Genomic DNA, 15,134 nt, shown 5'->3' with positions numbered 1-15,134 from the left:
GCGTGATCGGCTTCGGCATCGACATGCTCATGCGATGGGCCGAGCGCCTCCTCGTCCCATGGAAGGGAAAAGGGTGATCCCTCTGAGGGCATCAAATCCTCAAACGGAGCCTTCGGGCTCCGTTTTTTATGGGTAAAAGGTCACAATGATCACAGCTTCGTTCAGGAATGCTCAATCTGCTTGTGTAATGCTGTGCAGTGACTATTCCTGAGGAAACGAGCGTACAAAAGGCAGACTGCATGACATCCCAAACCCCGATGGAGGGTGCGATCCCAGTGGATCCTGCACCAAGGTCTGCTGCAAGCTGGGTCCGGGTGCTCGCACGCTACCGTGAACCGAACACGGCGCGATCCTGGTTTGAAATCGCGGTCAGTCTTGTCCCCTTCCTCGCAATCTGGGCGTTGGCGTGGTGGCTTTTGTCGGTAAGTTACTGGGCGGGTTTCGCGCTGGCCTGTTTCAACGGCCTGTTTCTGGTACGTATTTTCTGTATCCAACACGATTGTGGCCATGGATCCTTTTTCAACAACCGCGTGCTCAGCGACTGGATTGGCCGGGCGCTTGGGGTGCTGACACTGACGCCCTATGATGTCTGGCGGCGCAGCCACGCCCTGCACCACGCAGGGTCCGGCAATCTGCAGAAACGCGGCATGGGTGATGTCTACACGTTGACGGTGGACGAATATCGCGCCCGCAACTGGTTCGGCAGGCTGCGGTATCGTGCCTATCGTCACCCGCTGGTCCTGTTCGTGATTGGTCCGGCTTATCTTTTCTACCTCGAAAACCGCCTGCCTTTTGGTCTGATGGCAGACGGATGGCGCATTTGGGTCAGTTCCATCTGCACCAATATCGGCGTGGCTTCGACGGTTGGACTGATCCTTTACTTTGGTGGCTGGGTGCCGTTGGTGCTGGTCTTTGTCCCAACAACGCTGATTGCCGCAACTCTGGGTGTGTGGCTTTTCTACGTGCAGCATCAGTTTGAAGAAACCCACTGGGATCACGCTGAAGACTGGGCGCTGCACGATGCCGCGCTACACGGTTCGTCGCACTATGTCATGCCACGGGTGTTGCAGTGGTTCACGGCCAATATCGGCATCCATCACGTACATCACCTCTATAGCCGCATCCCGTTTTATCGCCTCAGCGAAGTGCTGCGAGATCATGGTGAGCTGGCACAGGCCCAGCGGCTCAGCATCGCCGAGAGTATCGCTTGCGCCCGACTGCATCTGTGGGACGAGAAAGAACGGCGGCTTTTGTCCTTCCGGCAGATGCGTGCGGCTTACGGCGTCGCCTAGTTGCTCACGCAATGGTCAGGCCCCGCGCAAGCGACACGATAGATTCCGGACCGCAAAAAGGTTAACAAAGCCTATTGTCGGGCACATCACCCCCGCCTTCAGGTTATTGTTTTGCGTTTATTCCATGTTTTCATTTCGTATAGTGCAGTCTTGATGTCAGGGTCTCGACCGTGATCCGGCACTGGCTGCCGTTGCTTCTGATCTACGCAATTCTGATCGCGTTAGGGCTGATCATCAGTGACCAGCTGTCCGGGGCCATTGCGCAAAAAGCCGAGGCGGGTGTAAGCGGCATGATGTGGATGATCGGCCTGGTGTGCCTTGTCTACATGCTTGCCTCCGCAATCCCCTTTGTCCCTGGGGCCGAGATCGGCCTGGGCCTGATCGCTGTCTTTGGCGCACGTAGTGCTCTGCTGGTCTATGGCTGTATGATTGCGGCACTCAGTCTCTCCTACCTGATAGGCAGGCTGGTGCCTGCGGACTGGTTGGCAGCATCCTTACGCAGGCTAAGGCTGTACAAACCCGCCGCGCTGGTGCATGAGCTGGCCGCGCTGCCCCCCGCCGCCTGCGAGGCGCGGTTACGTAACCACACAAGCAATCGTTTCCTGCTGGCCCTTCTGGGTTATCGCTATGTGGCGCTGGCGCTGGCCATCAACCTGCCCGGCAACACGGTGCTGGGCGGTGGCGGCGGGCTGGCGCTCTTCGCGGGCATGAGCAGGCTTTTCAGCCCCTTGGGCTTTCTCATCACATTGCTGATTGCCGTCGCGCCGATCCCGTTGACCGTCGTGATGATGGGCTACCAGCCCTAAGGTTTGCGCCGTGGCGTCGCGTTGGGCCCTTTGCTACCGGGCTTGCCGCGTTTGTGCGGTGGCACAAACCGTTTCGAGGTGTCGGCGGCGCGTTTCTTGGAGGCCCCGTCATCGCGCTTGCCCGCCGGTTTGCCCTTGGGCCTATCCTCCCGGTTGTCGCGCTTTGGACGTTCGGATTTTGCCGCATCGCGGTTTTCCTTTGTCCACACCGGTTTGGCACGTGACGCACGCGCACCATCCGCTGCCACATCCGATTTCGCTTTGGGCTTGGCCCCGGGCTTCATCGGTGAGCGGTCGGTTTTATGCGACTTTGGCGGCTTTTTCCCCTTGGGGGCGGCGGCGGGCTTATAGGGCTTCTTCTCTTCACGTGGCGCGCGTGCCTGTGGTGCATCGCTGCGGGATGGTTTCCGGCCATCCGGCTTGGAACCACGCGGTGGCGCGCTGCGCTCCAGCTTGGGGGGCGTGTCGAGCCGGGTGAGGCGTGCGCCGTCTTCCAGCGTCATGTCCGGACCCACGGCGGTCACAAAAGCATCCGCCCGGCTGGCGAGCACTTCGACATAACTGTGGTCTTGCTGGATGCGGATTGCGCCGATGTCGTCCTTGGTCAGGTCACCGCGCTTGCAGACCATCGGCAGCAGCATGCGCGGCTCGGCCCCGTCGCGCCGCCCGAGCGAGACGGAAAACCACACCGACGGGCCGAATTCCTTGCGCGGGCGGTCGTCCTTGGCGCTCGGGTCGGACAGCTCCTCGGGCGCGGATTTGCGCGCGCGGCTGAGGTTGACGAAGGCCGCGGCCAGTTGCTCGGCAGAGAATTCAGCGACCAGTTGCGAGACGATTTCTTGCGCATCATCCGGCACGGGGTCAGTCCATGACGGGTCCGACATCATCCGCGTCTGATCTGCGGCCAGCACATCGGCGGCGGAGGGGGGTACATCCCACTCTGCCGTCAGCTTGGCCCAGCCCAGCAGGCGGTTGGCCTTGCCGCGCATCTTGGGCGGTACGATCAGAGCGGAGACCCCTTTGCGCCCCGCCCGCCCGGTGCGCCCTGAGCGGTGCAGCAGCGTATCGGAATTGGATGGCAGATCGGCGTGGATCACCAGTTCAAGGTTCGGCAGATCGATGCCGCGTGCGGCCACATCGGTGGCGACACAGACCCGTGCACGTCCGTCGCGGAGCGATTGCAGCGCGTTGCTGCGTTCCGATTGGGTGAGCTCGCCCGAGAGGGCGACGACCGAAAAGTTGCGGTTGGTTAGCCGCGAGGTCATGCGTGCTACTGCCGCCCGCGTGTTGCAGAAGATGATCGCGTTCTTGGCCTCGTAGAACCGCAGCATGTTGATAATCGCATTGTCGATGTCGCGCGGATGCGTGTTGAGCGCGCGGTATTCGATATCGCTGTGCTGGCGGGCTTCTCCGGCGGTGGAGATACGCTGCACATCGCGCTGGTAGCTCTGCGCCAGCTTGGCGATGGCGGCCGGGACAGTGGCTGAGAAGAGCAGGGTGCGGCGGTCTTCGGGCGTTTCCGATAGGATGAATTCCAGCTCTTCCCGAAAGCCCAGATCGAGCATCTCATCCGCTTCGTCCAGCACCACCGCGCGGATGGCCGAGAGGTCGATGTTGCCACGTTTGATGTGATCGCAGAGCCGTCCGGGCGTGGCCACCACCACATGCGCGCCCCGCTCCAGCGCCCGGCGCTCGCTGCGGCTGTCCATGCCGCCGACGCAGGAGGTCACGGCGGCCCCCGCCAGCCCGTAGAGCCACGTAAGTTCGCGGTTCACCTGCATGGCCAACTCGCGCGTGGGTGCAATGACCAGCGCCAGCGGTGCACCGGCGCGGTCAAAGTGGGTGTCGTCCCCCAGCAGGGTGGGCGCAATGGCAAGGCCAAAGCCAACAGTCTTGCCGGAGCCGGTCTGGGCGGAAACCAGCAGGTCCGCCTGCGCCAGCGTCGGGTCGGTGACAGCCTCCTGCACCGGGGTCAGCGTGTCATAGCCCTGTTGAGCGAGGGCGTCGGAAAGGGTCTGGATCACGGAAAAGTCCTTCGTGTGGTGCACGGCAAAGCCGCCTGCGCAGGGGCGCGGTTGCCGCGTCGTTATGCCTTTGGCCGCCAAGAGTCGATGGGCATTCCAAAATACCACCGGCCGGTGACACATTGACGTTGCGGGGTTTGCGCGGCTAGCGTTCCGGGACACGAGGAAGGACGCGCCGCATATGTCACTGGAAATCTACCTGCTTTATCTGGCAGCTGTCGCCGTCTTTTTCGCCACCCCGCCGGACACCAGCCAGCTGCTGATCATCTCCAACAGCATCCGGCACGGGCTGCGCCGCAGCGTTTTTACGATTGCCGGGGATCTTTCTGCCAATGCGGTGCAGATGACGGCTGCGGCCTTTGGTCTGGCGGCGGTCATTGCCACATCGGCCAGTGCGTTTCTGTGGATCAAGTGGCTGGGCGTGGCTTACCTGCTCTGGATCGGGGTGCAGCTCTTTCGGAGCAAGGATGGCGGGCGAGAGGTGGGCGCAGGCACGGCGGGCGGCGCGCTGCGCCTGTTCCGGCAGGGGTTTGTTACTTCTATGGCCAACCCCTTTGCGGTGGTGTTCTTCGGCGCGCTTTTCCCGCAGTTCATCGACCCCGCGCTGCCGGTGCTGCCACAGCTTCTGATCCTCGGGGTGACCTATATCGCGGTCGACGGGGTGATCCTGCTGCTCTGGGGCTGGCTTGGGGTGCGGGCCGCGACGGCCTTGAAACGGTTTTCCTTCACCCTGATCAACCGCATCTGCGGTGCGCTGATGATCGCGGCAGCGGGCCTGCTGGCGAGCAAGGATTTCCAGCCGCAGCGGTGATCAGAGCGCCAGATCCTGCAAGAGATCGGCCATGGCGTAATCGGCCTTGGCCCGCGCCCGTTTGACCCGCCCGCCTTCCATCAGCACGAAACTGTCGCCCAGCCGGTAGGCAAAATCCGCGTTCTGTTCGACCAGCACGATGGCCATCTCACCCTGCGTGCGCAGCAGTTCCAGCGCATCGCCGATCTGCTGGATAATGTTGGGCTGGATGCCTTCGGTGGGCTCATCGAGCAAAAGCACCTTGGGCCGGGTGATCAGCGCGCGGGCGATGGCCAGCTGCTGTTGCTGCCCGCCCGAGAGATCGCCGCCGCGCCGGCTGCGCATGTCGCCCAGCACCGGGAAGAGATCAAAGATGTGGTCAGGCACATGGTGATCCGGTTTCGGTAGGCAGGCAAACCCGGTTTCGAGGTTTTCCTGCACGCTCATCATCGGAAAGACTTCGCGGCCCTGAGGGACGTAGGCGATGCCCGCGAGGGCGGCCTGCGTGGCGGAGCCGCGGGGCAGGGGGTGGCCGTCCAGCGTGATATTGCCCCCCGAGGCGGGGTAGCGACCGGCGATGGCCTTGAGCAGGCTGGTCTTGCCAACACCGTTGTTGCCCATCACTGCCGTGATCTGCCCCTGCACGGCGGCAAAGGTGATGTCATAGAGAATGCGGCTCTGACCGTAATGCAGGGAGAGATCGCCGACCTCAAGCATGGGACCGCCCCAGGTAGACGTCGATCACCTGCTGGTTTGCGGTGACATGATCGAGGCTGCCTTCGGCCAGCACGGACCCTTCGTGCAGCACGGTAACCTTGCAGTTCAGGCGGCGCACGAACTCCATATCATGTTCGACAACCACAACGGCGCGGGTTTCGGCGGCGCGGCGCAGGATGTCGGTGGTCTTCTCGCGTTCCTCGACGGTCATGCCGGCGGCGGGTTCATCGACCAGCAACAGGCGCGGGTCCTGCGCCAGCAGCATGCCGATCTCCAGCCATTGCTTTTGCCCGTGGCTGAGTTCTCCCGCCGGGCGGGTCAGGCTGTCCAGAAGTCCGATCTCCGCGGCAATCGCCTCGATCCGCGCGGCGTTCCTGGCTGTCTTCTTGTGGGTCAGCACCGCGAAGGGCCCGCGCGGGTTCTTGAGTGCCATGGCAAGGTTCTGGCGCACGGTTTGGTCTTCGAACACGGTGGGTTTCTGGAACTTTCGCCCGATGCCTTCCATCGCAATCTGGCTTTCGGACAGGCCGAGCAGGGAGATGTTTCTGTCGCCCCAGATCACGTGGCCCTCATCCGGTTTCGTCTTGCCGGTCACAATGTCCATGAAGGTTGTCTTGCCCGCACCATTGGGGCCGATGATCGCCCGCAGTTCCGCCGGGGCGAAGTTGATCGACAGGTTGTTGATGGCGCGGAACCCGTCGAAACTGACCGACACGCCGGAGACCTCCAGAAGCATGCTCATGGCTGTTTCCTCACCAGATAGTCAAAGAGCCCGCCGATGCCTTTGGGAAAGAGCAGGGTGACCGCGACGAAGGACAGGCCCAGCAGCACCAGCCACCAGTCGGTCCATTGGATGATGTAGAACCCGAGGTTGATGTCAGGTGCGCCGCCCCCCGTAAACCAGCTGGAGAGCAGCGAGACAAAGGCCGCGCCGATCACCGCGCCATAGAGCCTGCCGCGCCCGCCGATGGCGACCCAGACGGCAAGGTAGATCGAAGCGATGGGGGCGATTTCGCCGGGGTTGATGATGCCCGCCTGCGGGTAGTAGAGCGCGCCCGCGATGCCGGAGATGACAGCGGTGATGGTGAAGACAAAGAGCTTGTAGCTTTCCACGTGGTAGCCGAGGAAGCGCACGCGGGCCTCGTTGTCGCGGATGCCCTTGATCACGCTGCCCATCTTACCCGAGACGATCCAGGCAAAGAACACATAGCCTGCGCCGAGGGCTGTGGCAGAGATGAGGAAGAAGACGATGGCGATGGTCGATTGTGGCGTGCCTTCGAACCCGGGAATGTTCTGCAGACCGGAGAGGCCGTTGTTGCCGCGCAATCCGCTGTCGTTCTGGAAGAGATAGAGCGACAGGGCCAGCGTCATCGCCTGTGTCAGGATCGACAGGTAGACGCCGGTGACGCGGCTGCGGAAAGCGAGCCAGCCAAAGACCAGCGCCAGCAGGCCGGGGACCAGCACCACCATCAGCAGTTGCAGGAACAGGCTGTCGGCAAAGGCCCAGATCAAGGGGAACTCCGACGATCCGACCACGCCGAAAATCTGGTTGCCGATGGCGTCAGAGATTTCCTGCGGCGTGGGCGGGATGGTCTGGCCCGAGAGGCTCTCCAGCACGATGCCTTCGGTGCGCGCGTACATCAGCCACATGCCGATGGCGTAGCCGCCAATGCCGAAAAAGGCGAAATGCCCCAGCGAGAGGATGCCGCAATAGCCCCAGACCACGTCCATCGCGATGGCGATGAGGCAAAGGCACAGCGTCTTGCCCAACGTTTTCACGAAGGAGGTGGAGATCAGCCCGGCGCCGGTGGCTTCGGACAGCAGGGTGATCACGAGGGTGAAAAGGCCGAGCGCGGCGATGAACCACAGAACGGAGGGGTTTTCGGAGAGAAAGCTTTTGCGCATGGGGTCAGTCCGCCGCCGCCCGGCCTTTGAGGGCGACGATGCCCTTGGGCCGGAACTGGATGAAGAGGATGATGAAGAGGATCATGTAGGTCTGGGCGGCCAGCGTGTTGGAGGGGTTCAACCACTCGATGCCTTTTTGCAGGAACCCGATCATCGACGCGCCCGCCAGCGTGCCCCAGACGTTGCCGACGCCGCCCACGACCACGGTCATGAAGCTTTGCACGATGTAATCTGCCCCCATTTCCGATGTCACCTTGGCGTAGAGGCCGATGGCCACCCCGGCGATGCCCGCGATGCCGGAGCCCAGGCCGAAGGTCAGCATGTTGATGCGATCAGGGTTGATGCCCATGCTGGCCGCCATGCCGGGGTTCTGCGTCACGGCGCGGACCTCCAGCCCCAGACGGGTGCGTTTCAGCACGAAGAGGATGAGCGCAAGGAAGATGAGCGCCAGCACGAAGATCGCGATGCGGATGTAGCTGATGGCGATCACGTCGGAGATCACCCAGGCACCGTCCAGCCAGTCGGGCGAGGTCAGCGGGCGCGCCTGAGTGCCGAAGATGTTCTTGGCCAGTTGCTGCAGCGCGATGGAAATGCCGAAGGTGGCCAGCAGCGTCTCCAGCGGGCGGTGATAGAGGTGGCGGATCACCAGCCGCTCCATCGTGACACCCGCACCGAAGGTGATGGCGAAGGCCAGCGGCAGGGCGACAAGGATCGAAACCGTATAGTCGGGGATGAAGGTCTGGACAACGTAGCCTGTGTAGGCCCCCATCATGATGAATTCGCCATGGGCCATGTTGATCACGCCCATCACGCCGAAGGTAATGGCAAGGCCGATGGCCGCAAGGAAATAGATCGAGGCGAGCGAAAGCCCGTCAAGCGCGAGATCCGCCGCCTGGGCAAAGGCCACCCGCTGTTCCACCGATGCGAGGGCAGCTTCCGCGGCGGCGGTGATTTCGGCGTTGGGCTCATCATAGAGTTCGTAGAAGAGGTATTCCCCCAGCGCATGGTCACGCGTTTGTGTCGTGACGAGCGGGGCCGCCAACCCTTCTCTGGCGAGCGCGGCATAGGCCCGTTCTCGCGCGGTGTCCGTGCTCAGCTGGGCCAGGGGGACACCGCCAACCCGACCCTCGGTGATATTGGCTTCCAGAGCGGCACGGATCACTGCCGGTCCGGTACGCGCCGGGGCAAAACCCGCCTCCACCAGTTGGGAATAAAAGGCATCGGGGGCCTGCATCGGGTCGAGAAGGCGCGCGAGATTGCCATCCGGCTCCGACGTTGCGACGCCCGCGCGGGTTTGCAGGATTTGGTTGAGCACGCTGCGCGCCTCGACGCTGGTATCTTTGGCCAGACTGTTGATGGCGGTGATGCGCTCTTCAGGGCTGTCCGCAAAGCGCGCAGAGAGGAAATTGGCCAGTTGTATCTTGCGGGTCTTGAGGACCGGGTCCGGTTCGCCGTCAATGGAGGCCAGCAGGGGGGCCAGTTGATCCGCGGCCGGCCTGCGCGCGATGGAGGCGACGGCAGTGGTGCGGCGCTCCAGATTGTCATCGCTGAGCTGAAACTGCACAAGCGCAGTGCCGATCACCCGGCGCACGCCGCCATTGGGCTTGAGTTGTTTGAATGCGGACTTATCCGCGACGCTCTCGGCGCCCGTGTCCACGTCGCGCAGAGCAATTTGATCCCCGTCAGCACTGCCGATGAAGAACTGCCCGTCGTCCCGCTGCCAGACGGATTTCCCGACCCAGGCCTCCAGAAAGCCCGGCACGCGCGGCAGACCGGAGGCGATCAGGTCCTCCAGCGCAACATCTACAGTCTTACGCGAGGGTTTGGCGATTTCATCCGCATGGGTTTGCAGGATCGCCTGAAGCTCCTGCGCCTGCGCGGCCATGACGGTGCCAAGACAAAGTGCAATGGCGTAGAAAATGCGGCGCATGGGGGAAGCCTTCGGTCTTGGACTTGGCGGGGCCGCGGGGAGGAGGATGCGGCCCCGGTCTTGGTGATCAGTAGTTCGAGGTCAACTGAACGCAGGTCTCGGTCTCGGTGTTGAACATGCCGCAGCCGAGCTCTTTCCAGTCGGACACAAGCTTGGCGCTGTCCGGCAGGAAGTCGGTCCAGGCGTCGCCCGGTACTTCCTTGGTCTGCGAGATGATGTCGAACTGACCGTCCGCCGTGATCTCGCCGATCAGCACCGGTTTTGCCAAATGGTGGTTCGGCAGCATGACGGCGGTGCCGCCGGTCAGGTTCGGGAATTCCTGCCCGTACATGGCCGTGCGCACGGCATCGACATCGGTGGTACCCGCTTCGGTCGCCGCATTCACCCACATGTTGAAACCGATGTAATGTGCCTCCATCGGGTCGTTGGTCACCCGCTCGTCACCGGCAAACGCCTTCCAGGCGTCGATGAATTCGGTGTTGGCGGGCGTGTCCGCAGACTGGAAATAGTTCCATGCAGCGAGGTGCCCCACAAGGTTCGAGGTGTCGAGGCCGGAGAGTTCTTCCTCACCCACAGAGAAGGCGACAACGGGGATGTCATCAGCCGAGATATCAGCAGCTGCCAGCTCCTTGTAAAAGCCAATGTTGGCGTCGCCGTTGATGGTGGAGATCACACCGACCTGCTTGCCGTCCTCGCCCAGGGCCACCACATCGCCCACGATGGTGGCCCAGTCAGAGTGGCCAAAGGGCGTGTAGTTCACAAAGATATCGTCCGCCGCAATGCCCTTGTCCTTCAGGTATTGCTCCAGAATATTGTTGGTCGTGCGTGGGTAAACATAGTCGGTGCCGAGCAGGGCGAATTTCTCTACGCCCAGTTCTTCGAGGAAGTAATCCACCGCCGGGATTGCCTGCTGGTTCGGTGCGGCGCCGGTGTAGAAGACGTTCTTGGAGCTTTCTTCGCCTTCATACTGTACCGGGTAGAACAGCAGCCCGTTCAGCTCTTCGATGACCGGCAGTACGGATTTGCGCGACACGGATGTCCAGTTGCCAAAGATCACGTCGACATCGTGCACGGTCAGCAGCTCACGCGCTTTTTCGGCAAACAGTGGCCAGTCCGAGGCGGGATCGACCACCACGGCCTCGATCTGGCAGCCCAGCACGCCACCGGCGGCGTTCTGCTTTTCGATCAGCATCAGCATGGTGTCTTTGAGCGTTGTTTCGGAGATGGCCATGGTGCCGGAGAGCGAGTGCAGCACGCCCACCTTGACCGGGTCCGCGCATTCGGCAGCAGCCATTGCGGCGCTGCCCAATACGGCAGCGGTTACATAGGAGGAAAATTTCAGCGTCATAGGTCGTTCGTCCCTGTGTGTCGCTGCGGGGGACTCGGGCGGCGCATCGGGCGCTTTCCAAGGGTGGTCCGACCGGTGTAAGTCAGGTCCCGCAACAGTGATGTTGTAGTCGCGCGGGGGGAGCTATCTGCCAGGATGACCCCCTGCGCGGCGTTAATGCCCATCTTGAGCGCACTCAATTGAGCGCAAGCATGCGGGACGGGCCAGCGAATGCTGGCATCGCGGGCGGGAATGCGGCGGTCCACCGAGCCGGACGCCTAAAAACTAGCGGAATGCTTAAAATTTAGTCGGGCGGCGTTTTTGGGCGCAGCCGGGAGGGGTGGCCCAAACGCTGGAAACCGCCCTTTTCTTCAGGTGAGGTCGATCAGCAGATCGTAGATGGGGCGCAATGCTGTCATCTCCTGTAGGGTTCTGGCCGTGAGACCGGGGGCTGTCGCAAAGCCCGGATCGAGATCCGTCCATCCGGACAGCCCCTTACGCCGCAGGGCCTCGCCGTGGGGGTGTGCCTTGTCATACCCCGGTGGCACCCGTTTCAGGTCCGGCGTGCTGACCCTCAATCCCTGCGCTTCCATCTCGTCCGCGAGGCGGATCAGTGCGGCCCCTTGCGGTCCGGCCATCGCAGCCCGGAACCGTGCCAGGCTCTCCTTGTCGTATTGAAACACGCCGCAGCCCAGCGACAGCTTTTCCGGCGAGAGGCCAAAGAACCACATAGGCGGGCTCACCTGATCCGACTGCGGCGCAAAGGAGATGTGGATATGAACGTTGTAGGGCGTCTTGTCCTTGGAAAACCGGATGTCCCGGTTGATCCGGTAGATCTTGGCGTCATGCCTCCGCCCGGTGAACTGCCCCAGCGCGTGGCTCATTTGGTGGGCAAATTCTTTGGTCGGTTCCCGGACCTCGACTTCATAGGTGTTCCGGTGCTGGTTGAACCAGTCGCGCGTGTTGTTGGATTTCAGATCGGTGAGAAATCCCAACGCTTCTTTGGAAAAATGATCGAAACGAGGCATGCGAAGGTCCTTTCACGATTTGGGCGGCAGGGCGGCGGCATGCTTAAGGCAGAGGCCCAACCAATCGCGTAATTTGGCGTCGGGGCAGTCCTCATCAACCACCAGAATGAAACCACCCAGCTTGCGGGTGCCGTGAATGACAGGCCGCGCTTCCGGCCTGGCGAGGGCGGCGGCTTCCCGGTCTTTGCCGACGCGGAACATGAAGCGGCGGACACCATCCTTGTCGCGCCGCGCGCCGCTCAGCATGTTGCCGTTAAGGAAAAAGCAGGTGCCACCCATCATGCGCTTTTCCGAGATGCCCGCATGCGCCTCTAGGGCGAGGCGCATGCGGTGGGTGAGTTCTGCGTCCTGCGGCATCAGATGACCCCGGCGAGGGCGAGCAGGATAACGGCGCCCGAGACCAGCATCGTGAGGGATGTGAGCACCGCGCCAATGAGCCGGCCCACGTTGTCCGGTGACGTGCGCAAACCGGCATAGTGGATCAGCCGCGCCGCCAGCAGCGTGCCGCCACAGCCAAATACCAGCCACATGGGCGCGCCCACCAGTTCGACGCCCGCCAGCCCGAGCAGCGCCAAGGGCACGTATTCGGTAAAGTTTCCATGCGCGCGCATGCGTCTGAGCAAGTCCTCGTCATCGCCGTGCAGCAGCATCACCCCCGTTTCCACCCGCCTGAGGCCCACGGATATCGACATGGGAACGCTGATCAGCACGAAAAGCGCGGTGAAGAGCAACGTGATTTGCGGTGCATTTTCCATTGAGGTATCTCCCCTGTGCGCCTCAGGAGGCCATGCTCTCATAGGTGATCAGGGCAAATTGTGCGCCCTGCGGGTCGGTCAGGGTTGCCATGCGGCCGACACCCGGCATGTCCATCGGTGGCGTCAGGACCGTGGCGCCTTTCGATTGTGCCTTTTCCACGCTGGCATCAACATCGGCGACGGTAAAATAGATCGTCCAGCTGCCGTTTTCTTCGGGCATGGGTGAGAACCCTCCGATGGCCGTCTCACCCACCACGGCAGCCCCGTAGCTTGACCCGTCCTGCATCGGCATCTCGTTGATCGACCAGCCCAGGACATCCTTGTAGAAGGATTTGGCCTGCCCGGCATCGGGGCCAGCATGGCCGATCCACCCGGCATTGCCCACGGCTGTCATGTCCAGAATACTCATTTTAGTGCTCCCTTGATTGCGCCCGCCCACTGCGGGACTGCACCAAGGACGCATGACGCGGGGCAATCCCTACACGGTGCGTAGATTTTTTTCGCAAAGGGAGATTTTTTCACGGATCACGGCGCATTCCGGCTCCGTGGGGTTCAGTTCAAGCGCTCGCTCCAATGCCTCCTTCGCCGCTGTATGGTCGCTGATCTGCTCCAGCAGGCTGGCGCGCATCGTATGGTACCAGCGGTACCTGTCGAGTTCATCAGCGAGCGGTGTCATCTCCGCAAGCGCGAAACCGGCGCCCTTGGTCCTGGCCTGCGCCGCAATGTGATTGAGGCGCACGACCGGTGTAGGCTGTATCGCGTAAAGTGCTGCGTAATGGGCTTCAATCGCCAGCCAGTCTGTCTCCTCTGACGAGGCCGCCCGCGCGTGTTCCGCCGCGATGGCTGCTTGAATGCGATAGGGCCCGAGGTGGTTGAGACGTGATGCCTTTTGCAGCAGGGCAGACCCCTCCGCGATATTGGATCGGTCCCATCGCGTGCGGTCCTGATCTTCGAGCGCCACTAATTTGCCGTCCGCATCAGTGCGCGCATTGCGCCGTGCATGTTGGAACAACAACAGGGACAAAAGCGCCACTTGTTCGCCCATGCCCGGGAACAGCGTCACCAGAAGACGCGCCAGCCGAATGGCCTCCTCACACAACGTGACCCGGATCTGGATGTCCCCGCCCGAGGTCGACCAGCCTTCGTTGAACATCAGGTAAATCATCAGGGAAACGTCGCCAAGCCGTCTGCCGCGTTCCTCCGGGCTGGGGGTCTCGAAGGCGACCGGGTTGTCGGCAATCCGCTTCTTGGCGCGGGTGATGCGTTGCTCCATCGTTTTGGGTTTGATCAGGAAGGCCTGTGCAATCTCGCCGACGGTCAGACCGCCAACGATTTTCAGGGCCACCGCAATCTGATCCTGCCGTTCCAGCGCAGGGTGGCAACAGATGAAGAGCAGGCGCAGAACGTCGTCACGCAACTCATCCGGATCGGGCGCGGGCTGGTCCACAGCTTCCAGATCGGCCGCATGATGCGCCAGAAGCCTCTTTTGCCGCTGCGCCTTGCGCATCCGGTCCAGCCCGGCGTTGCGGGCTGTTGTCAGCAACCAGGCCAGCGGGTCACGGGGGGGACCGTTCTCGGGCCAATCGACCAGGGCTTTGACACAGGCTTCGGCGAAAACCTCCTCCGCGATCTCGATGTCGCGGAAGTATCGTGTCAATGCGGCCATCGCATGAGGCCGCTGCGTGGTGAAGCTGGCTTCCAGCCACCCGGTCACACCATTACTCCGATGAAATCGCGCCGCCCGCCCAGGCAATGGGGCGCACCTCGAGCCGCGCAATGGGCGACGATATCATCCGGGCATGTTCCAACGCGTCGTCCAGGGTCTGGAAGTCGGCAGCATAGAAACCCAGAAAACTCTCCTTTGTCTCAGCAAAGGGCCCGTCGGTGATCAGCGGCTTTTGGTCGGCAGTTGCTGGCGGCTCCACGGTCACGGCGGTGGAGGGTGGCATTAGTTTGACGGAGATGAAATCACCGCGTTTGTCCAACGCTTCCTGTAGCGTTTGGTGCCCGGACATGACCTCTTCTTGCTTTGCCGCTGGCAGGTTTTCGAAAACGCCTGCCTCGCCGTAGATCGTGATCGCGTACATCATCTTGCTGTCTCCACAGTTGCTTTCCGATGGTGCAAGGACGCGCCAGGGATTGCAAATCCGACAAGTGGAAATTGGATTTGCGATCTTTTCAATCGGGCAACTGCAAAAAAGGCAACAACGGCCCGACGACACCCGTCGAGTTAATGGAGTTTGACGTGCCTCATGGATTGCCTCGGGAACCAAGACCTGACGGTTGAGCGGCACAAAACCGAGCTGGGAAAAGTCGACCCCAACTGTCCTGTCTAAGATGATCGCGACGCGCTATTTGAGGCAGATTTCACAACCGCTGCCCACGATGGGTGTTTGGACTATGTGCTTTACCACCACATGGTATGTAAAGTACCCCGGAAACGGCTGTTTTTTGTGTCATAGCCAATCTACCGAGGGACATATCCTGAAAGGAAATCCACAATTGATTATACCTTGGCCGGGGCCATCTCTTGATCCCTGACAGGCTTGGTGGGGACTGT

At 61.9% G+C, this 15,134-nt stretch carries 15 protein-coding genes; 3 read left to right on the top strand and 12 right to left on the bottom strand.

Annotated elements, in window-relative coordinates:
* Positions 1 to 239: 239 nt before the first annotated feature.
* Positions 240 to 1,292, top strand: a complete 1,053-nt coding sequence (locus tag Q1A07_RS07035) for a fatty acid desaturase (protein ID WP_299779082.1) — start codon at positions 240 to 242, stop codon at positions 1,290 to 1,292.
* Between the two features lie 170 nt (positions 1,293 to 1,462).
* Complete coding sequence (locus Q1A07_RS07030; protein WP_299779081.1) at positions 1,463 to 2,098, top strand: hypothetical protein; 636 nt, start codon at positions 1,463 to 1,465, stop codon at positions 2,096 to 2,098.
* Here Q1A07_RS07030 and Q1A07_RS07025 read toward each other — a convergent pair.
* Positions 2,095 to 4,122, bottom strand: coding sequence for a DEAD/DEAH box helicase (locus Q1A07_RS07025; protein ID WP_299779080.1), 2,028 nt, complete (start codon positions 4,120 to 4,122; stop codon positions 2,095 to 2,097). The two genes, Q1A07_RS07030 and Q1A07_RS07025, sit on opposite strands and share 4 nt — an antisense overlap.
* 181 nt (positions 4,123 to 4,303) lie before the next feature.
* Here Q1A07_RS07025 and Q1A07_RS07020 point away from each other — a divergent pair, with 181 nt between their 5' ends.
* Positions 4,304 to 4,933 (top strand): LysE family translocator, encoded by a 630-nt coding sequence (locus tag Q1A07_RS07020; protein ID WP_299779078.1) that lies wholly within the window; start codon positions 4,304 to 4,306, stop codon positions 4,931 to 4,933.
* Here the strand turns inward: Q1A07_RS07020 and urtE are convergent, their stop codons facing one another.
* From urtE to Q1A07_RS06965, 11 genes are all read right to left on the bottom strand, one after another.
* Positions 4,934 to 5,629, bottom strand: coding sequence for an urea ABC transporter ATP-binding subunit UrtE (gene urtE, locus Q1A07_RS07015; protein WP_299779076.1), 696 nt, complete (start codon positions 5,627 to 5,629; stop codon positions 4,934 to 4,936).
* The gene (gene urtD, locus Q1A07_RS07010; protein ID WP_299779074.1) at positions 5,622 to 6,371 is read right to left on the bottom strand and encodes an urea ABC transporter ATP-binding protein UrtD; all 750 of its coding nucleotides are present in this window, start codon (positions 6,369 to 6,371) and stop codon (positions 5,622 to 5,624) included. The genes urtE and urtD overlap by 8 nt, the downstream gene beginning before the upstream one ends.
* Complete coding sequence (gene urtC / locus Q1A07_RS07005; protein ID WP_299779072.1) at positions 6,368 to 7,534, bottom strand: urea ABC transporter permease subunit UrtC; 1,167 nt, start codon at positions 7,532 to 7,534, stop codon at positions 6,368 to 6,370. Before urtC ends, urtD begins: the two co-directional genes overlap by 4 nt.
* 4 nt (positions 7,535 to 7,538) lie before the next feature.
* Positions 7,539 to 9,464: an urea ABC transporter permease subunit UrtB gene (gene urtB, locus Q1A07_RS07000; RefSeq protein WP_299779070.1), complete on the bottom strand. Its 1,926-nt coding sequence runs from the start codon at positions 9,462 to 9,464 to the stop codon at positions 7,539 to 7,541.
* Between the two features lie 67 nt (positions 9,465 to 9,531).
* Positions 9,532 to 10,812 carry an urea ABC transporter substrate-binding protein gene (gene urtA / locus Q1A07_RS06995; protein WP_299779068.1) on the bottom strand — a complete coding sequence of 427 codons (1,281 nt, stop codon included), beginning with the start codon at positions 10,810 to 10,812 and terminating at the stop codon, positions 9,532 to 9,534.
* 350 nt (positions 10,813 to 11,162) lie between these two features.
* The gene (locus Q1A07_RS06990; RefSeq protein ID WP_299779066.1) at positions 11,163 to 11,819 is read right to left on the bottom strand and encodes a DUF2461 domain-containing protein; all 657 of its coding nucleotides are present in this window, start codon (positions 11,817 to 11,819) and stop codon (positions 11,163 to 11,165) included.
* 12 nt (positions 11,820 to 11,831) lie between these two features.
* Entirely contained in the window at positions 11,832 to 12,176 is a 345-nt protein-coding gene (locus Q1A07_RS06985; protein WP_299779064.1) for a TfoX/Sxy family protein, read from the bottom strand.
* Complete coding sequence (locus Q1A07_RS06980; protein WP_299779062.1) at positions 12,176 to 12,574, bottom strand: MAPEG family protein; 399 nt, start codon at positions 12,572 to 12,574, stop codon at positions 12,176 to 12,178. Before Q1A07_RS06980 ends, Q1A07_RS06985 begins: the two co-directional genes overlap by 1 nt.
* 22 nt (positions 12,575 to 12,596) lie before the next feature.
* Positions 12,597 to 12,983: a VOC family protein gene (locus Q1A07_RS06975; protein ID WP_299779060.1), complete on the bottom strand. Its 387-nt coding sequence runs from the start codon at positions 12,981 to 12,983 to the stop codon at positions 12,597 to 12,599.
* Between the two features lie 69 nt (positions 12,984 to 13,052).
* The gene (locus Q1A07_RS06970; protein ID WP_299779058.1) at positions 13,053 to 14,288 is read right to left on the bottom strand and encodes an RNA polymerase sigma factor; all 1,236 of its coding nucleotides are present in this window, start codon (positions 14,286 to 14,288) and stop codon (positions 13,053 to 13,055) included.
* A 4-nt stretch (positions 14,289 to 14,292) separates the two neighbouring features.
* Complete coding sequence (locus tag Q1A07_RS06965; RefSeq protein ID WP_299779056.1) at positions 14,293 to 14,664, bottom strand: YciI family protein; 372 nt, start codon at positions 14,662 to 14,664, stop codon at positions 14,293 to 14,295.
* Positions 14,665 to 15,134: the final 470 nt, after the last annotated feature.

The sequence above is a fragment of the uncultured Roseobacter sp. genome, assembly GCF_947492555.1.
Taxonomy (GTDB): domain Bacteria; phylum Pseudomonadota; class Alphaproteobacteria; order Rhodobacterales; family Rhodobacteraceae; genus Roseobacter.
The sequence above is the reverse complement of the archived record's forward strand: the minus strand, read 5'-3'. Positions and strand labels throughout refer to the sequence as shown.